The 19,976-nt window shown below is 44.6% G+C and carries 14 protein-coding genes; 4 read left to right on the plus strand and 10 right to left on the minus strand.

All coding sequences use genetic code 11. The features are described from left to right. Positions 1–10: 10 nt before the first annotated feature. From NSS83_RS16435 to NSS83_RS16460, 6 genes are read right to left on the minus strand one after another with little or no spacing between them, the layout of a single operon-like run. Positions 11–940 (minus strand): glycosyltransferase, encoded by a 930-nt coding sequence (locus NSS83_RS16435; RefSeq protein WP_341348651.1) that lies wholly within the window; start codon positions 938–940, stop codon positions 11–13. Positions 941–959: 19 nt separating this feature from the next. Continuing rightward, entirely contained in the window at positions 960–3,212 is a 2,253-nt protein-coding gene (locus NSS83_RS16440; RefSeq protein ID WP_341348652.1) for a glycoside hydrolase family 99-like domain-containing protein, read from the minus strand. A gap of 11 nt (positions 3,213–3,223) precedes the next feature. Continuing rightward, the gene (locus tag NSS83_RS16445; RefSeq protein WP_341348653.1) at positions 3,224–4,681 is read right to left on the minus strand and encodes a hypothetical protein; all 1,458 of its coding nucleotides are present in this window, start codon (positions 4,679–4,681) and stop codon (positions 3,224–3,226) included. A 33-nt stretch (positions 4,682–4,714) separates the two neighbouring features. Then, the gene (locus NSS83_RS16450) at positions 4,715–5,617 is read right to left on the minus strand and encodes a class I SAM-dependent methyltransferase (RefSeq protein WP_341348654.1); all 903 of its coding nucleotides are present in this window, start codon (positions 5,615–5,617) and stop codon (positions 4,715–4,717) included. After that, complete coding sequence (locus tag NSS83_RS16455) at positions 5,610–6,887, minus strand: ABC transporter ATP-binding protein (RefSeq protein WP_341348655.1); 1,278 nt, start codon at positions 6,885–6,887, stop codon at positions 5,610–5,612. The genes NSS83_RS16450 and NSS83_RS16455 overlap by 8 nt, the downstream gene beginning before the upstream one ends. 17 nt (positions 6,888–6,904) lie before the next feature. Continuing rightward, entirely contained in the window at positions 6,905–7,705 is an 801-nt protein-coding gene (locus NSS83_RS16460; RefSeq protein WP_341348656.1) for an ABC transporter permease, read from the minus strand. A 100-nt stretch (positions 7,706–7,805) separates the two neighbouring features. On the opposite strand from NSS83_RS16460, the gene NSS83_RS16465 reads away from it, so the two are divergent. Then, positions 7,806–10,265, plus strand: coding sequence for an O-antigen ligase family protein (locus NSS83_RS16465; protein WP_341348657.1), 2,460 nt, complete (start codon positions 7,806–7,808; stop codon positions 10,263–10,265). A gap of 120 nt (positions 10,266–10,385) precedes the next feature. On the opposite strand, the gene galU is transcribed toward NSS83_RS16465, so the two are convergent. After that, on the minus strand, positions 10,386–11,273 hold the full coding sequence (gene galU, locus NSS83_RS16470; protein WP_341348658.1) for a UTP--glucose-1-phosphate uridylyltransferase GalU: 888 nt from the start codon (positions 11,271–11,273) through the stop codon (positions 10,386–10,388). Between the two features lie 187 nt (positions 11,274–11,460). Between galU and NSS83_RS16475 the strand changes: the two genes are divergently transcribed. Further along, entirely contained in the window at positions 11,461–12,294 is an 834-nt protein-coding gene (locus NSS83_RS16475) for a hypothetical protein (protein ID WP_341348659.1), read from the plus strand. A 180-nt stretch (positions 12,295–12,474) separates the two neighbouring features. Here NSS83_RS16475 and NSS83_RS16480 read toward each other — a convergent pair whose 3' ends face one another. Then, the gene (locus tag NSS83_RS16480; RefSeq protein ID WP_341348660.1) at positions 12,475–14,994 is read right to left on the minus strand and encodes a DUF3656 domain-containing protein; all 2,520 of its coding nucleotides are present in this window, start codon (positions 14,992–14,994) and stop codon (positions 12,475–12,477) included. A gap of 268 nt (positions 14,995–15,262) precedes the next feature. Between NSS83_RS16480 and rfbA the strand changes: the two genes are divergently transcribed. Beyond that, positions 15,263–16,141 carry a glucose-1-phosphate thymidylyltransferase RfbA gene (gene rfbA / locus NSS83_RS16485; protein ID WP_341348661.1) on the plus strand — a complete coding sequence of 293 codons (879 nt, stop codon included), beginning with the start codon at positions 15,263–15,265 and terminating at the stop codon, positions 16,139–16,141. Between the two features lie 21 nt (positions 16,142–16,162). Next, entirely contained in the window at positions 16,163–16,723 is a 561-nt protein-coding gene (gene rfbC / locus NSS83_RS16490; protein ID WP_341348662.1) for a dTDP-4-dehydrorhamnose 3,5-epimerase, read from the plus strand. Positions 16,724–16,802: 79 nt separating this feature from the next. On the opposite strand, the gene NSS83_RS16495 is transcribed toward rfbC, so the two are convergent. Further along, positions 16,803–18,767, minus strand: coding sequence for a stalk domain-containing protein (locus tag NSS83_RS16495; protein ID WP_341348663.1), 1,965 nt, complete (start codon positions 18,765–18,767; stop codon positions 16,803–16,805). After that, positions 18,748–19,935, minus strand: a complete 1,188-nt coding sequence (locus NSS83_RS16500) for a trypsin-like peptidase domain-containing protein (protein WP_341183686.1) — start codon at positions 19,933–19,935, stop codon at positions 18,748–18,750. The genes NSS83_RS16495 and NSS83_RS16500 overlap by 20 nt, the downstream gene beginning before the upstream one ends. Positions 19,936–19,976: the final 41 nt, after the last annotated feature.

Genomic DNA, 19,976 nt, shown 5'->3' on the forward strand with positions numbered 1-19,976 from the left:
TCGCAAATATTTATCTGCCTTTATAGTCCAAAAAATATTGCCTCATTTGGTACATTAAATTTATTGGTGTCTTCGAAAAAAGCCAAAAATGATGAAGTGACATCCTTTTAATTTGCTCTAGAAATAAACCATCCCAATTTTGGGGGCTTGGACATAACTTATTCATTGCTTTTTTTGTACGACATTTATAAAAAAATGACCCTAATACTGTTTTCACTTCTTTATCAACCACGTCATTCAATTTGAGATAAGAATTATTTCCATGTAGTCTATAATAATATTGAGTACCAGGAATATATAATGGCTCAGTATAAATCAAGCTTCTCAAGATGAAATCCCAATCATGGCAGTATTTCAAATTTCTAAAGCCGCCAACTTTCTCAAATATTTCACGGGTAAAAAGCATGTTACCAGTAGAAATGGCCGCATTATGGGGAACAAGCGACCATCCCACCGAGGGGAAATTATTAATCGAGTCTTGAATAGCCAGAAATTTACTGGATTCTTCAGATGAAGTTCCCAACAGAACTCCGTCCCCATTTATCACTTCTATTTTGGAGAAAGAAAAATCAGCATTCCGTTTAACCATTTCATCAATCATAGTATCGAATCTATTTTCTTGGAAGAGGTCATCTGCGTTCAATATAGATATATATGATCCTTCAGACGATCTTATCCCTTCGTTTATAGAATAATGAGCTCCCCGATTCACATTATGCTTAATAAACTTTATATTACCCTCAAATCTTTCTTTCACTTTTTTCTGAGAAATATATTGACTAATCAGTTTAACACTTGAATCTTTCGACATATCATCAACAATCACTAATTCTAAATTAGGGTATGTTTGAAGTGAAATTGAGTCTAATGCTTCAACAATAAACTTCTCATAATTATAAGAAGGAACAATAATACTAACTAAAGGACTTTTGATATCCATCTAATTCTCTCCCTGCTTATTAACGCACATTTAATGCTCTTTGAGTTGCTTTAAGATAAGCATGACCATATTTCTGATCGGGTTCTAAGTGTGTTCCCTCTGCCCATTCATTCCATGCATTAATGAAAATCACTTGATTTTCTTCACTATTAAATTTCCTTGTATAGTCTACTAAGCCAATCAACCATTTCTCATATTCCTCTGGGGAAGAGTTATAGAATATGTTAGACGAGCTTTTCCTCCTGGCTGTATTATCCCAACTCAACATTGCACCACGAAACCAATTGTACCCTGCAGAATTTTTCTTTTGTAAAGTTCGTTCTACAACCTCCTTGTAATCGTATATGTTTCCGTTGAATTCTTGATTTAAACCTTTAATTTGACTTGATATCTCGCTAGCGTATATTCCGTGTGGAGGAAATTCAACAGCAGAATCACAACCATAAACTTCAGGATCTTGCTGTCCAAATGACTGTACCATGCAAACATGCAAATCCTTAATTCCATTTTCCCTGCATTTTTCTTTCCAAAACAAAATTGTATTCTTTAGATCCGGGAATAGTTCAGCTCGATAAATAAGTATTATCGGCACTTCATCTTCAATACATATATATCTTTTGTCTTTCAACATCGGAATAATTTCTTCTATGAATCTCTTATCTGAGTCTTCATCATGGATTTGTTGCATTAGCAATTCTTTTTCTTGTCCATCCCACCGTCTAGACCAACTTTCATTAGCCCAGCAAATACAAAAAGGAAAATCCAGTTCTTTATTTTCCAGTAATATATTTAGAGGTTTTTCCAACAACCTCCTACCATTAAACCAATAGTAGTAGTAGCAAAATCCAAATATGTCATTTTCTCTTGCGAGCTTTATTTGTTTTGCATTAATATCTTCTTCCTCAACTAAGTTGTAGTACCCAAGCTCAGCTGGTACATGTGGTTGATAATGCCCCTCATATAAAGGCGTAGCCTTTTTTACATTTGTCCATTCCGTGAATCCCTCTCCCCACCATTCATTATTTTCAGGTATTTCATGATATTGAGGAAGATAGAACGGAATCGCTTTAATCTTGTTTTGATTTAGTTCGTTCCATTGGGATGCAGTTGCTCTTTTATGATATAGAATGTGTGGAATATGAGTTATGATCTTGCTGTTACCTATGATCTTGCCCTTAAATGTAGAGTAAAGAGTTTCATTACAGTAGGCTTCGAAAATATTTTCTTTCACAAGTAATGGTCCAATAAACTCCACCTTATTTTTTATGTCATTTAAAATAAAGTCACTCTTGTAAAAAGGTGAGAAATGCTCATTATCTATGAACCTGTCTTCATCCATGTATAAAAGATCACAATTTTTCTGTTCAATTAGCAGCGTAGAATAATAAAAAGAATTAATTGATAAGAAATCCTCTTCTTCCATAACAAATACGTAGTCTCCAGAAATTTCTGGTCTTGCAGCCCTAATATAATCCATAAAATCAGCACTGCTAAATTCAACATATTTTACATTAAGTCCATTGAATTTGTAGTCTAAATCTTCGAGTTTTCTACCGACTAATATTATCTCATGATTTTTGTACGACTGGTTTTTTAGAGAGTCCAGACATCTATATAGAAATTCAGCATTTTTACTTTGATAAGGGATTATGATGGTGTAAAGAAGATTACTCTTAATATCCTGAGTATCAATTACATCATTATCAATAAATTTATATGGAACAAAACTATATTGTACATCAGCATCAGACGAATGATTCAAAATAAAAGACTCCGCTTTGTTAAATATCCACTTAAAACCGTTCTCACGCCACTTACGAAAACCTTTTTGAAATAATTTCAGAACACCATCTCTACCATATAATTTTGAATATCCCTCAAATACTAGTTTAAAATAAGATACAGATGAAATCTTTTCAATGCTAATATCGCCTAACACAAATTGACCAGGTGAATCTCCGGGATCAAGTCTTAATTGTGTAATATTTTTTTCAAATTTCACAACTTTAAAATGTTGACCCCCTCTTTCATTTATTGAACCTAAAAGAACAGAGTTTTCTTGACTGAAACCATCACCAGAGTTTTTATACAGACGTATATATCTTGTTTCTTTAGATTCGCCTTGCCAGACAAACCTGTAAAATCCTTTGGAGAAGCTTTCATTAAAATATATCTGGGGGTCGTTATTTTGGCTCTCCCAATTATGTTCATTAGTTGACCCTCGCAAACCTTCAACGCCATACAATGAGGATATACGTAGATTCTTTTTCATTTTCCGTCCTTTCAATTCCCTTTAATTTTCCTAATTTCTTTCTTTATTCTATTTTCAATTCTCCACCAGTATTTTTTTTTGATTTCATTCAAAATCTCTTCATTTCGTTCTAACTCTGCTTTCAATTCAACTTTTTCCATTATGAGCCTTTCATTCTCCGATATAACCCCATCTTTTTCCAACACAAGTTTATCTCTTTCAATAATGAGTTGTTCATTCAAGCTTTTAAATTCTTGCATGGTAGCTTGTAGTTCAATATAGGAATTTGAAAGTACATCTTTGTTGTCCATCAATATTCTATATGCTTGACCAAGCTCATTTAAATAATCATTTTCAAAAAAATAAGCATACTTCAAAGAAATCACTATGTTCGCGATTTGTAACTCATTATCTGATGAAAAATAAATTTGGGGATCATCTGTCTCAAAGAAATAACATTGGGAATTCAAAACAAAAAGTGCATTTGACCAAACGTTATTAATACTGAGCTCATTCCCAGCCTCATCATAAGCGGAAATACCATTAAGCTTGATGACACATTTCTTATCAGCGGGATCAAATCTAAATGATTTGAAGCTGGAATCAACAGTAAACTTTAAAATTTCAGTATTATAATCAACTTTCAGCTTATAACTATCTCGTTCTGTAAATAAATCACTTTGTTGCAAGTTGCTATAAAATAATTGTGCTGAAACAACATCGCTTTCTATAAACTCAAAACGCACTCCATTCCGGAGATAATTATTCTGTTTTGCTATAGCTTGGTTAGTGCCTACATAATCCGCAAAACAAATAGACATCTCAGTGTAATATTTGATTTTCACAATACTATCAATACCAAACAGCTCAAACAACTCAGAAATCTCAACAAAGTTAATAAGGGCCGAATAATGTGCGTAATAAAAAGTATTAATTGCTCTAAATGCTACAAATTCAAGAGGCACAGGAAAATCAAGCACCCATTCATAATCCAATACTTTGAAATCACCATTTGTCATTCGGATAATATTATCCAAATTCAAATCTATATTTGGAGTAATAAATGCTTTTAAACCTTCTATTGGGTATTCTTTTTTAAAAAAACAAATAAACTTATCAGTATTACAAAATTCAGAATAATTCTCCATTGCAACTTCATTTATAAAGTTTTTATATAAATTAATATAAAAAATAAATTCATTCTTCTTCTTTTTAAGGGCAGCTTCCAAGAGCAACTCATCAAGACTTTTCCCATCAATAAAATCAAAAACAATTTTATTTTCTTTATATGTCGGCTTTAGCAAGACATCAGATTTGTAATGAGCTTCCAACTCAATGTAATTTTGCATAATACGTTTCAAATGAGGAGCACCCGAGGCATTAATTGCTTGTTTCATCACTTTTTTCATTCCAAATTCACTATAAATGATAGTTTTCATTTGAAACTGAGTATGCCTATCCCTACTATATCTCGCATATAGTACTTCCAAAAATCCCTCACTCCTCAAGAATAGGTAATCAATTCATTTTGAAAAAACCAAAAAAGAATTAGAGAAAAAAGGATATTCTTTTGCACTGAAAAGAATATTATCATAAACTGCTTGTTCATTAAAAAGAATGGCTCTTGATTGATCGTAATTATTAATTACATTTTGCAATTCCCCAATTTTCGGCAACCTTTCGTCAGAATATATAGAGTCCGAAAATTTATAGTCAGGAAATGGATAGTAAAATTTATTTTTTTCAAATCCAGCCTCAGTAATGATATTGATTAATTCTAGTTTGGAGAAGGTTTGAATTTTATGATTAGAGGGATAATTTTCCAAACCATCAAATAAAAGCCCTGTATGATCCTCTTTACTTCCCGCCCAATACTTCAAGCCAAACTTATTCTCAATTGCAATTATCAAAGTACCGCCCGGCTTTAAATTCTTTTTTATATTTTTCAAAAAGTCAATATAAGGGGATTCGGATGCAGTATACATTGCAGCATATTCCAACACCCCTACAAGAGTTATATAGTCAAACTGCTTATCAAAAGTAATATCATTCAAATTACCTACAATTATCTCGAAATTCCTCTTATCTTTATTACGATGATAATTAATTAATGATCGTTTCTGCGAAAGTTCTACAGAGGTTACATATCCACATTTATCGCACAACATTCCAGTAATTGCGCCACACCCAGCTCCAATTTCCAGAACTTCAGTTCCTTCTTCAAACGGATACCACTCTAATAGGTTTTGTCTCTTGTTAGAAAAATGATACAGTACAGGCCATCGATCATCAGTTGCAATGACTGTTTCTAAATCAGCATTACTTTTGACCAAATTAAGCATTTCATCTTCAATTTCTCCATCGGAGTATAAATCCACTCCACTATAAAACGAATAATTAAGTCGCCGGTCTTCAGAATTATCCATTTAGTACAGTCCCTTCGCTTTTCAAAACTTTTATATTCGAGTCCATATCAAAAAAACCAACGCTGTTCTTATTTGCAATTACATGAATGCTAAAAATATCGTATAGCCGATTGTATACAACAAACTCATTACCCTCATATCCCGTGCAACCAAAAGATATAAGATAATCCCCACCCTGCAAAGCAATGTTCTGAGAAAATTCAATCATGTATATATCATCTTTCTTGATTAATCCGGTATTAATTGATTCCAGCATCGTATTCGTTCCAGTTATTTCGGTACCACGAATATCCTTGATACTAAAAGCAAAAATGGGATCTACTATATCCTCATTGAAACGCACTTTGATTTTCAGTTTAAACTCTTTTCCCTTCATAATAACATTCGTCAAATCTCCCGAATGATCAAAAACTCCAAAGTCAATAATTTGCGCTTTATTATTTCCATAATCACTAAAGGAAGGATTAATATTAATCCCTTTTTTCCACTGATTTTCAACTAATGTGTTTTTAACATCTACGCTTTCCACTTTAGAATATTGATTAACCAATATTTTTTTATAAATGTCAATCATAGGACCAGGCGCCCCTTCATCAATGATGACGCCCTCATTCATAACAATGACCCTGTCACAATATTTCATTACGCTGCTCATATCATGAGTAACAAATATTATCGTCTTACCTTGATCCTTAAATTCACTGAATTTTTTAAAACACTTTGCTTGGAAGAATATATCACCTACTGATAAGGCTTCATCAACAATAAGTATCTCAGGTTCAACATTAATCGCTACAGCAAAGGCTAATCTAACAAACATACCACTCGAATATGTTTTCACCGGTTGATGAATAAAGTCACCAATATCTGCAAAGGCAGTAATATCGTCAACCTTCTTATCAACATCTTCCTTGCTCATCCCCATCATCGTGCCATTTAGATAAACATTTTCCAGACCAGAGAAGTCAGGATTAAATCCTGCCCCTAGTTCTAATAGCGCAGATATTCTCCCTTTAACAGATAACTTACCAGAAGTTGGTGACAATACTCCTGTCATTATCTTTAGAAGCGTAGATTTACCAGAGCCGTTTTTTCCAATAATACCTAAAGCTTCTCCTTTTTGAACATTTAACGTCATACTATTCAGAGCAAAAAAATCCTTGTGATAATTTTTACCAAATAAACTTAAAGATTCTTTCAATCTATCTACAGGGTTTCTATATAATTTGTATATCTTTGTAAGCTCATTTATTTCAATTACATTCTCCATTTTTACACTCCTTAATTCTAAAGCACATCTGCAAAGTGAGGTTTTAATTTTTTATAGAGTAAACCACCAACTAATAACAAACTGAAAGCAACAATCCAAAAATATAAAGTTTCAAACGGTTTCTCCCAAAACCACATCTTGTTGAGGAAACAATCTCGATAGCCTTCTGCAATATAATAAAAAGGATTCAATTTAAATAAAAATTGATATTTGGGAGGTGTAATATCTAAAGACCATACAATGGGAGTTAGCCAAAATCCAATTTGGACAATTATGGATACAATTTGATTCATATCTCTAAAGAACGGAACAATGGATGAAGTAATAAAACTAACACCAATCAGCAAGATTATCATTCCTGCTATGTAATAGATAACTTGAATCCAATAAATATCAGGATATATCCCATAAAATATTAATATTAAAAATAAAAATAAAAGAAAAAATAAGTGAATAAAGAATGAAGAGACTATTTTAACAATAGGAAGAATACTAATTTTAAAAACAACCTTCTTAACTAAGAAACTATACTCAGTAAAACTTAAAGTTGCATTCGCAAAAGCCTCAGCAAAATAAAACCAAGGTATCATTCCACAGATTAACCAAACTACGAATGGCGCACCACTGGTTGTAATTCCTGAGCGAAACCCTACCTGAAAAACAAACCAGTATAGCAAAATAGTAATGAGAGGATTTGCAAAAGCCCAAAAAACTCCAAAATATGATCCTTTAAACTTCTTTTTAAAATCATTTTTTGCCAGACTATATATTAGGTTGTTTCTGGCACTAGTTTCTTGTGAGAAGCGTAAATTTAGCAATTTCCTTATCTCCTTATTAATTGAAAATTGATGTTCCTTTAAGATTCTAACCGCTTATGCTAAAATATCCTCGTACCTACAGATAAAGGAGATTAAAAACGTGTCGAAACCAGTATACGGTAAAAATGCGGTTCAGTCGAGAAATGTTGAAAAGATATCCAGTTACATATGGGCGTTAGCGATAGGGTTCATTGTTTTTTTGGTCTGGGCTCCGTTTCAAGTGGGATTATTTAATGGGCAGCAGATTGATTTTGAGAAGCCGATCTATCTGTCTTCACTCCTCAGCAGCCTGTTGCTGCTGGTGTGGATAGGCTTGTACTTCACCAAGTTCAGGCTGGAAGGACAGCGTGATGCGCTGGCTGTGGCTTCGCTGCTGTTGCCTGCTACCTACGCGTTGTCGCTTATTGGCGCTGCTTCGCATTATATGGCGATGAATCTGCTGTTTGTGCAGAGCATGTATGTCGCAGTATTCATTATAGCGTTATATTTGCTCCAACAAAAGCAACTAAATGTTGTCATTCAAAATGCTATTCTGGCGATTGCTTATTTCATCGTCGGTTTCGGTCTGCTGAACTGGCTTGGCAGCTGGAAATTTGCCGGGGGGCTGATAGGTTGGTTCTCCAATACAGTGCGGGATAGTAAATACTTGGATGCGGTCATGACGGACTCTAACGGTCTGCGTTTGACTTCCATTTTCCAGTATGCTAATACTTATGCCGCCTTCCTCATGGCCTTCCTGTTCGTGGCGGTGTATTCCCTTGTCCGCTCCAAAAAGTGGTACGGCACGCTGACGCACAGCTTCATGCTGGTGCCTATCATTGTATCTCTGCTGCTGACCTTGTCCCGTGGGGGACTTGTCATGCTGCCTGTAGTGTTCATCCTGCTCCTGTTGTTCCTGAAGCCAGCGCAGCAGATTCTCTGGATTATTCATCTTGCGCTTTCTGGCCTTGCGGCTCTGCTGGTCACTAACCCGCTGACTACACTTGGAACAGAGTTAAATACTACTTACACCTCATCAGCAGCACTTAAGGCTTGGGCCTATCTGATCGGAGCCTCGGCAGTAGTGGCCGCTCTGGGATGGTTGATTCAACGTTATGTTGCACCTTGGCTGCATGGGAAGCTAGGGAGCTCGGGCACCCGTAAATTCACAGGACTATGGATTCCTCTCGGCTCAGTTGTAGCTGTGGCTATCGTTGCTTTCCTGCTGATTGGGACTAGCGTCCGCAGTGTATTGCCGGATAACATCGAGACACGGCTGGAGAACATTAACTTTAAACAGCATAGTGTACTCGAACGTTTCACTTTCTACAAGGATGCCATGAAGGTAGTGAAGGACTATCCGATTCTCGGATCAGGCGGCGGCGGTTGGGCTTCCTTATATGAAGAGTACCAGAACAATCCTTATATAAGCCGTCAGGTTCATAACTTCTTCTTGCAGTATTTGATCGAAGTCGGGATTGTCGGGTTCATTATATTTATGGGCTTTATCGGATTTATTTTCTACAAATACATCCGTGCCTACCTGAAGCGTGACAAGGATGAATTCCATAATGGGTTCTTCTTCTACATTATTGCGATGTCTATCCTTGTACACAGTCTGCTGGACTTTAATATGAGTTACGCGTTCATGGGTATTCTGGTGTTCATCGGTTTGGCTGGTATGGGCGCTGAAATGGATAACAAACCGCTCCGTCAGAGCTGGAATAAAGTCGAAATTCGGATGGGATACATGGCTGTACTGACCATCGGGACGATATTCCTGCTGTTCCTGTCGATCAACTACATCGGGTCAAGTAATGCGGCGCTCAAAGGAAAAAACTTAGTTTCGGTAAGTACTTCCTATGAGGAGATCAAAACACCTCTAGTTAAAGCATTAGATGCCCGTCCATACCATCCGGAAGCAGCATTATACCTATCTACTCTTGACATGCAGGTATTCAAGCAAACCCAAGACGAACAGTATCTGGCTGAAGCGTCTAATGTGTTAACGCGCGCTTTGAAAGACGAGCCTTACAACAAAAATCTTTTGGCTCAATTGGGCAGTTATTACGATCTGAAGGGTCAACCTGATATGGCACTGGCAGTATACAGTGACAATGCCTACAAGTTCAACTGGGATATCACGTGGTATGAGTCATTGATTAACCGTGCTCAGACGCTTGCTGCGGCAGCTAATGAGCAGAAGGATGAGGCCAAGAAACAGGAATACCTCACCGCTGGACTGGATGCGTACAAGCATGTTGTGAATGGTGTGGAGCATCTGAAAACTTTACCGCCAGAGCAGTTGCAGGGCCGTCCGTTCTCGGTTACTCCTGCTATTGCACTAAATGTGGGTAAGTTACAGGTTATCTCAGGACAAAATGATGTGGCTGCTGCAACGTTGAAGCTTGGTTTAAGTGACGATTACAGTGATCCTACTAACCGCGAGATAGCACGCTGGTACTTGGCAGCACTGAAGAAAGCAGGAACAGCAGTTGATCAGCCAGTCTATGACAAGCTGGTTGCCGCAGATCCGGCCGAAGCCGCAGCCATTGAGGCTGTTGTGAAGACACAGTACTGATCGGAATAGCAGAACAGTTTTAGAAAAAAGCGGCTTACTGTCTGAGTACAGTAGGCCGCTTTTTATGATGATTTAGGAGAGGTTGGATAAGTATACGCATGAAGATAAGCGATAGTTTTCTTACCTGCTAAACAGTCTCTCCTCGTTCTCGATAACCTGCTTCAAATACTCCAACAGCCCTTCCTTAAGCTCTTCATGCTGAAGTGCGTAGTGAATGCTTGTCTGGATAAAACCCATCTTCTCACCGACGTCATGCCGTCTGCCTTCGAAATCATAAGCTATAATCCGTTCCACTTCACTTAAACGGGAAATCGCATCTGTAAGCTGAATCTCGCCGCCTACCCCAACCTGCTGCTCACCCAGCATATCGAAGATACGCGGAGTCAGGATATAACGCCCAAGGATCGCTAGGTTAGATGGGGCATCCTCACGCTTCGGCTTTTCTACAAGCCGGTTGGCTTTATAGACACGTTCTGCTAATTCAGATCCGTCTACCACCCCGTAGCGGGAAACTTCTTCCCAAGGCACCTGTTGGACACCCACAATGGAGGATCTATATTGATCGTACACATCAATCATCTGCTTCAAACAAGGCTTGTTCGACTCCACGATGTCGTCTCCCAGCAGAACCGCAAACGGCTCGTTGCCGATGAATTTCCGCGCACACCAGATGGCATGTCCGAGGCCACGGGGCTCTTTTTGGCGGATGTAATGAATGTCGGCCATTTCTGACGATTTGCGTACTGACTCCAGCAGCTCCCACTTCTGCTTTTCAGCCAAATTGAATTCCAGTTCAAATGAATTGTCGAAATGGTCTTCGATCGCACGCTTGCCTTTACCCGTCACAATAATAATATCTTCAATCCCAGAAGCAACCGCCTCCTCAACAATATATTGAATCGTGGGTTTGTCTACGATGGGCAGCATTTCTTTGGGCATCGCTTTGGTCGCAGGCAGGAAGCGGGTTCCCAGACCGGCAGCGGGAATAATCGCTTTACGGATCTTCATCTCATTGCTCCTTTAACAGATATACTCATAATCTCAATTATAACAGTTCCTGCTGATTTTGGGCAGTATACTGAGGCAGGGACAAACAGGGACGAAGATCTCTGGGTGAACGCCCAGCGTTGACGTTCCCTTTGGATGTTGATATAACAGCACTATACAGCACTTCCATTCGAAGAGGAGGGTATCCATGTTAGACTTATCCAGTCCGGTATGGCAACAGCTTCACGGCCCTTTCGGCCCTGCTGAAGCGGTCCCCGGGTTACTGCAGCAGTTGCGGAAGGAGTATAGCACCGAGGTTAAAGATGAGTTGTACTGGGAGCACCTGTTCCATCAGGACACGATCTACAGCTGCACTTTTGCCGCAGTGCCTTATTTGTCGCAGCTTGCCAGGCAGTCGGATGACCCCGAAGTAAAACTGGATATTTACGTGAACTGCGGGATCTTCCTGACGAATCAGCTGACAGTGAACAGCGAAAATCTTCCTTCTGAGTTTGCTCACCAGAACCCGCCGCTTGCTGAGGAGCTTGTGCAAGAGATTTATACGGCCTACCTCACTGCTATTGAATACCTGGGCAACCTGTCGGAAGAGATCTTCCGCTATGCGGAATCGGCGCAAAAGGATGACCAGGAGAAGCGATACATCCTCGCTGCGGATGCTGCTTACCGGGGAGATCGGGCAGTAGCGGGTATATTGTTGACCTATTCGGAAGGCGATGAATACATGGTCGGATGCCCGAGCTGTTATGAGGAAATGTATATCTGGCCGGATGAGAACAGCCCCGGGATGACCGCCTATTCTGACGACCCGGTATTCAGCGGCAAGGAGAATGGTCAAGCCGTTACGCCTTCCGCGCTTGGCAGCGTCAGTTCGGAAGACAGCCCGTTAGCACGCCTATGGCAAGCAGCTCATGCCGTCAAGAACGGTCAGCTGATGGAGCAATTGCCTTATCTCACCGGAAAGGTGAACTGCCCGGCCTGTGGTGAAGCTCTGGACATCTGGCCGGAGCTGTTGCCGTTGTAAGGGAGCACGGGTGGATAAAAGACTTGGCGGGATAGTTAGGGATACAAAAACAGACCCGGCAGAATCGGGAGCCATCTGATTGGATGGCCCCGGTTTCTGCCGGGCCTTTTATTATGGCCTTAGCCAGTTATATGCGTGAAACACACGAAACCAGCCCTCTTGCGATTGGGTATGATTCATTTACTTCGCATTCACCAGTTGCCCGCGCGTAACGCCAAGCTGGTTAGTGGCCTTCAGGCTTTTCCAGACCTGGGTGCCGGAGATTTCACCACGCAGTGCGCGGCTGTAAAGGCTAATGACCTCTTCTACCTGCTCAGGTGTCTCTTCAAGGAACTCTACACGGAAAGAAGCGACGCCTAGCTCATGGAAGTGATTGAGGTATTCAGCGCCCGACTGCTCGACGGCGTTATAGACGGTGTTGCGGCAGCCTTCATCCACACGGACGGGATGGGACATGCCGATGCGGTCCTGTAAGGACGCACGCTGCTCCTCACAAGGACGGCCACAGTTGGTGTAGTCCGTGCCTTCACTCATGAAGGTACAATAGACGCAGTGTTCTGTATGGAACATCGGCAGATGCTGGTGGATAACAACCTCCATGCGGGAGGTGTCACTGTGCCCGAGCAGATCGACCATCTGCTGAATGTTCAGGTCATACGACGGTGTCACCCTGTCACAACCGGCGTCCAGGAACAGATCCACGGCTCTGTGATTGGCGATATTCAGCGAGAAATCGCCAATCAGCCGGGGATGCACAGCATCCGGGTGCTCCATCCGGTGGCGCAGGTAATAATACAGCGCACCGGTGTTGCGCACCAGCACAGCATCCGGCTGCAGCCGCAGGATGTTGGCATGGTAGCCGTTCTCGTTCGGCATATGGATGCGCGGGGTGGCCAGCGCAATGCTGGCCCCAGCAGCCCGCACAGCGTCTACTGCCGCCGGGAACTGCTTGATGAACTCGAAATCGGCGTAAATATTCGTTACGCCGGCTTCGAGCGCAGCCTGCACCTGCGGCAGGCTGCGGCACAGCGCGGTGAGCTCCGCTTCACCGCTGCCCGCTGCGGCGCCCCTGCGGGAGGCGCCGCTGTAGACCTCTACCTCCCGCTTCACATATACGGGAGGCTTAGGGCGCTCGCCTGCAAGCAGCTCCACCGCCTGGCGGCGGATGCTGTTCAGCTCGCGCATGGGCACGATCACGTCGCCTTGCAGATGCGACTCCAGCGCTTCAAGCTGGAACAGGGTCCCGCCCAGGCGGCCGAATTGTTCTTCCAGCAGCGCGGTATCCATCGGACGCTTCTGCGCTGTCTCCAGCGCGAGCTCCGAATCCACACGGACAGTGACGTTCTTCTGAACGTCCGTCCACCAGGTCGTCAGCTTCTCGCCTACGCAGCCCTGTACTCTTACATGAACCGGGAATACCCGGTACGGCTTCTCGGTCTCGTAGGACTGGCGCAGCGCCTTGTCGAGTGCCGGGTCGTTCGTCTTCCAGATGCGGTCCCCCACATGCAGACGGCGCAGATCTACGTCACTGCGGCCCGGAACAATATCAATGATCCAGCCCTCACCGGCTTCGCCTTCCAGCTTGACGCCCTTGCGGCGCAGATCGTAGACGCGGCCGCCTTCTTCCTTCTTCGTCGGATCTCCGGCGTCGAACACAATGCCGTCTCCGCGTTTAAGCGGAGCATGAATGCGGCAGACCACGCCATCGCGCAGGATCTGCTCCACGGTGCCCAGGTACACCCCGCGGCTTTTCGGGAAGGTGCCATCGACTAATTTCTTATTATTGGTGCCTTCAAGGAAACCGTTCGTGAACCCGCGCGAGAAGCTCTGTTGCAGCTCACGCATATCCTCCTTCGAGGTAGGCGTCCAGTTACCTTCAAAATACTTATCGATCGCCTTACGGTACTTACTGACCACATTAGCGACATACTCCGGGGTTTTGAGCCGGCCTTCGATTTTGAACGAAGTCACTCCGGCTTCAATCAGCTCCGGCATCAGATCGATGGCGGCAAGATCCTTCGGCGACAGAAGATAAGTCACATCGCCCATCGGCTTCACTTCACCGTCAATCATCAGATCATACGGCAGACGGCAGGCCTGGGCGCATTCCCCGCGGTTCGCTGAACGTCCGCCCCACATTTCAGAGGTTAGACACTGGCCCGAATAAGACACACAGAGCGCACCGTGCACGAAGACCTCCATCGGCAGGCGGGCTTGCTCGCCAATCGTGCGGATCTGCTTCAGATTATTTTCACGGCCGAGTACGACGCGTTCCAGCCCCCACGGCTTCGTGAATTCCACCGCTTCCGGCGAGGTAATCGTCATCTGTGTAGAACCGTGAATCGGGAAGTCCGGAGAGATCTCACGGATCATCTTCACCAGCCCCAAGTCTTGAACAATTACAGCATCTACACCAGCGTCCACACAGGCATCAATCAGTCCCTTGGCATCCGGCAGCTCATTCTCGAACACCAGTATATTAAAGGTCAGGAACCCCTTCACGCCATAGCTGTGCAGAAACGCCATAATCTCCGGCAGCTCGTCCATCCGGAAGTTGTTCGCTCTGGCCCGTGCATTAAATTTCTCTACGCCAAAAAAGACAGCATCCGCCCCGTTCGCCACCGCTGCACGCATGCAGTCCCAATCTCCCGCCGGAGCCAGCAGCTCTACGTCTTCTCTGCGTATTCCTTGCTCTTTCATTTATATCCTCCCAAACCGCCTGTTCGGCGGGTCATTTACAGCTTTTTAACTTATTAATTGTATCAAATATCACAGTACTCTGCCAGTAAAATAGCAACACTTGGATTTTGCTTTCCCTAGGGATCTATCTTAAAATAAGCCAGGAGCTCCTGCTTGAATAGACAAATGAAGAAGAACCAGCGTAAAATATGAATAGAAAAGAATAAATACGTAAATGATCTCATCGTTCCCAAAATTTATATGCAGCAAAAGGAGAGTTGAAACAGTTATGAAAGGCATAATTCTTGCGGGAGGAAGCGGTACCCGGCTATACCCTCTCACAATGGTAACCAGCAAACAATTACTGCCGGTTTATGATAAACCCATGATTTATTATCCTCTGTCCACATTAATGCTGGCAGGCATCAAAGAAATTCTGATCATTTCCACCGCTGAAGACACACCGCGCTTTGAAAATTTACTCGGCGACGGCTCCCAGTTCGGAATCTCGTTGCAATACAAGGTTCAGCCAAGTCCGGACGGGCTGGCGCAGGCTTTTATTCTGGGGGAAGACTTCATTGGGGAAGACTCCGTAGCTATGGTGCTCGGAGATAATATATATTACGGCAACGGCATGACTAGAATGTTAAAGCAAGCTGCCGATAAAACAAGCGGGGCGACTGTATTCGGCTACCATGTTCCCGATCCCGAACGCTTTGGTGTGGTGGAATTTGACGGAGACGGCAAGGTCCTCAGCATCGAAGAGAAACCGGAGCATCCAAAATCCAATTATGCGGTTACCGGCCTTTATTTCTATGACAACCGGGTAATTTCTATTGCTAAGGAAGTCAAGCCGTCGCACCGCGGCGAGCTGGAAATCACTTCGATTAATGAAGCCTATCTGAAGCTGGGTGAGCTGGATGTTGCTCTGCTTGGACGCGGATTTACTTGGCTCGATACCGGAACCCACCAGAGTCTGGTAGATGCCACCAACTTCGTCAGAACGATTGAAGACCATCAGGGGATCAAAATCTCTGCACCCGAAGAAATTGCTTATGTCAATGGCTGGATCACTAAGGAACATCTCCTGGAATGCGGACATAAGCTGAGCAAGACCGGATACGGCCAATATTTAATTAAGGTTGCTACAGGTAAAATTCAATTTTAAACCAAAGAAAGAGTGGATACGATGAAGTTTATCAAAACCCATCTGGAAGATGTTCTCGTCGTTGAACCGGCAGTCTTTGGAGACCACCGCGGCTGGTTCATGGAGACCTACAGCGAGGCTAAATTCCATGAGCAAGACCTCCGCTATCAGTTCGTTCAGGACAATCAGTCTTATTCCGCTGTAAAAGGTACTCTGCGCGGACTTCACTTCCAGCTGAACCCAAAGGCACAGACCAAGCTTGTACGCTGTACACGCGGTTCGATCTTTGATGTAGCTGTGGATATCCGTCAAGGCAGTCCTTCATATGGCAAGTGGTTTGGCATTGAACTGAACGCCGAGAACAAGAAACAGCTGCTCATCCCCAAAGGGTTCGCCCATGGCTTCATGACGCTAACAGAGGATGTCGAGGTGCAGTACAAGTGCGATGAGCTGTACGCGCCTGAATGTGACGGCGGAATTCTGTGGAATGACCCCGATATTGCCATTGAATGGCCGATCAATGTAGTTCCTGTACTATCTGCTAAGGATGAACAAGCACCGCTGTTAAAGGATGTAAAGCATAATTTTGTTTATCAGGCTTAAGTAATTATTTTATTCGTATCTTACAAAACAACGTCCCAGCTGATCAGCAGCTTGGGACGTTGTTTTTGTATATACCCTCCTACTCCCCCACCCACCCAAACGACCCCAGCACCCGCTCCAGTACCGCCTGCTGGCTCGCCGTAGCGTTGGCGGTGTTCAGTGTGATAGTGAGCGTATAGACTACATCGTTGCGGCTGAAGACGATGATCTTCTTGCCCACCGGGATGCTATTCTTGGTCTGCTCTACTGTGAGTATGGTGGCTGGCATACCGGCAAAGGTGGTTTCTGTGACGTTTTTTATCTGCGGACCCTTGGGATCTTGCTTGGTGTTCTGGTAGTAGCCCTGCAGCTGGCCGACGGCATATTCCGGCGTAACCTCGGGGCTGGCATAGAGCTGGAACCGGCCGCCGGTGAAGCGGTATTCCACGCTCTGGCTCTCAAACAGATCCTGAACCGGGCTCCACAGCCGCGGAATCTCGAGCTTATAGCCGTAAGTCTTGGAGGTTTTGGTGACCGACTTCTGGCTGAGCTGGGTATAATCCTCTGAAGCCAGGCGTCCAAAGTTACTCTTGGTCTGCGCAAAATCAATATCAATCGAGTTCAGCACCTCTGTGAAGCGCGCCTGATCACTACTCTGCCCCGGCCCGGAAGCCGCAACATATTCAAAATAATAACGGTACCCGTTCTTCAGCAGCAAAATCTGATATTCAGTGCTCCACCCGCTGCCCGGGTTAAGTCCGATCTCATTGATCAGCACCCGCTCACCGGAGACCTTGCCCGCTACGCTGTCCTTCAAGGTGTAGGCCTCAGCCATATAGGTGTCGCGGAGCTGAGACAGCAGCTCCTGGTTCCAGCTTGCCAGCGTGGAGCCCGCAGGGGCGGAGCTTACTTTTACACGCAGATAACTCCCCTGTTTGCCTGCATAGTAGAGCTGCTGGTCATCCGCACTCCAGTCGGCAGGGACCTTAAGCGCAATCCCGTAATCGTCGTTGTAGCCTTCGCGCAGCCCGTTGCGGATGGTGGACAGGTCGCGGATGCTCCGGTCGGATGCGTCAAAAGAGGGCTGGAAAGAATTCAGCAGCGCCGCATATTTGCCCAGGTCCTTATAATTCGCTGCATTATCATCTGTCAGATAGATCTCATACAGCCTGCCTCCGGCATAATATTGCCTGCCCTCCCAGAGCGCACCGCTCGAATCCTTGCTCACAGTCCGGGCATAAGGAACCTTGGCCGTAGGTACAGCCTCCCGGTCCAGCACAGTCTCCCCTCCCTCCTCCGAGGAGCGGACCAGATTCTCCAGCAGCCCTTCGGGATCAAGCGGAACGGCCAGCGGCGAAGCGTGCACCTCCAGATAGTACCCGTTCTCTGCACTCGTAAAAGTCGCTACGCTCTCATTCCCGCCGCTGTCGCCTACCACAAGCCCCGGCGGATAGTTCATGCTCCACTCCAGATAACTGTTGCCGATCCGGGTTTTGCCGGCGTCACTGTCAATCCCGCTCTGCGCTTCAACGCCTACAACCGCTACCGGAGGAGATAGCGTAACCAGTACCCCACCGCCCTCCGCTGGAGCCACCCGCGCGCCGAGCACTTCAGCCACGAACCTCAGCGGCACCATCAGCACACCTGATACCATACGCGGGGGCGCGGCGAGCTTGATTTTGACACCATCCTTCCAGGCAGTCGTGCTGCCTATCGTCATTGCACCGGTATGCGGTCCGTACATAATTTTCACCACATCATCGCCTTGCAGGGAGACGGTGCTGCCGAAGGCTTTTTTGAAAATCCCCAGCGGGACCAGCAGCGTTCCATTCTCCGAAAAAGGCTTCGGAATCGTAACCGGCTTCCCGTTAACCGTTGCGGAAGTACTGCCCGCTTGAAGACTAAGCTGTAGCAATCCCCCCTCCGCCGCCTGAGCCTTTCCCACAGGAAATAGGCTGAGCAGCAACAACAGGACTACAATAACTGACACTCCGCGCCGTAGATGTCCCGCCCTGCTGCCCGGCCCGGCTGTAACTACCGCCTCCTCACTCTGTCGTCTGATCATCGGTCTCCCCCTCCGTCTTAGCGGCGTTCACCAGAGGGTCACCTTGTCCAAGAACAAGGCTTCTGGCCACGATATCGCCGTCACTCTGCATCAGCAGCTTGACCACTGCCCCCGGCTTGTACTGTCTGAATAACTCATTAACATCGACAAGTGAGGTAACCCGGTGTCCGTCTATCGCATAGAGGGCATCGCCTGACGTGATCCCTGCCTTGCGCGCTTCTGCCGTAAGCACCTTCGTCACCGTCAATGGCTCCTGCACCGGCAGTCCGACAATCACGGGCCAGCTCTCCTCAAGCTCCACTCCAAGGCTCGGACGCCGGACCTCTCCATATTGGAGCAGCTGATTCATGATGTACTTCATCGTATCTGCGGGAATCGAGAAACCCATATTCTCTACACCCACAGCTGCGAACTTCATACTGTTGACCCCGAGTACCTCCCCCTTCATGTTAACCAGCGGTCCGCCGCTGTTGCCGGGATTGATCGCCGTATCGCTCTGAATCAGCCGGTACGCCGCATCCACCGAACGGTTGAGACCGCTGATTACACCTACAGTAGCCGAATTTCTCAGGGAAAAAGAGATCGGTGTCCCGATCGCTATCACCTTCTCCCCTACCTGAAGATTGGCGGCGCTGCCTGCGAAGGTTGCGGGTTTTAAGGCTTTGGCTTTGATTTTTACCAATGCAAGATCACTGAATTCGTCCGAGTATGTATCTGTGATGTTATAGCTCGTCCCGTCTGAGGTGACCACTACTGCCTTCTCCAGCCCAGCCATAACATGGGCATTGGTAATGATCCATCCGTCTGCGCTGACGATAATCCCGGAGCCGTGGGTCAGATTGTAACGGTCATCCGGCCCGCCGGTTTCTCCGCCCGTTTTGCCGATAATGCCGACTACAGACGGCGAGACTTTGCTTATGATTTGCGGAACCGGATCTGCTGCTGCAGGCTGGCTCCATTGTCCCTTACTCTCCTTTTGCACAATACCTGCTTGTCCGCCCTTCATTACGTTGACAGCCGTGCCTCTATCAGCCGCTAATGCTCCTGCCTCTCCGTAGCCCACCCCATGAATAACACCGGCTGGACCTATGATTCCCGACAATGATATCAGCAGAATACCCGGCAGTACCACACTAGCCCGGACAATCCCGCTCCTCCCTATTCCCATGGCTCTCCCCTTCTTTCCTGCGCTCGAAGCATATAAATTCT

It is taken from the genome of Paenibacillus sp. FSL H3-0469, assembly GCF_038051945.1.
In the GTDB taxonomy this organism is placed as follows: Bacteria; Bacillota; Bacilli; order Paenibacillales; family Paenibacillaceae; genus Paenibacillus_AQ.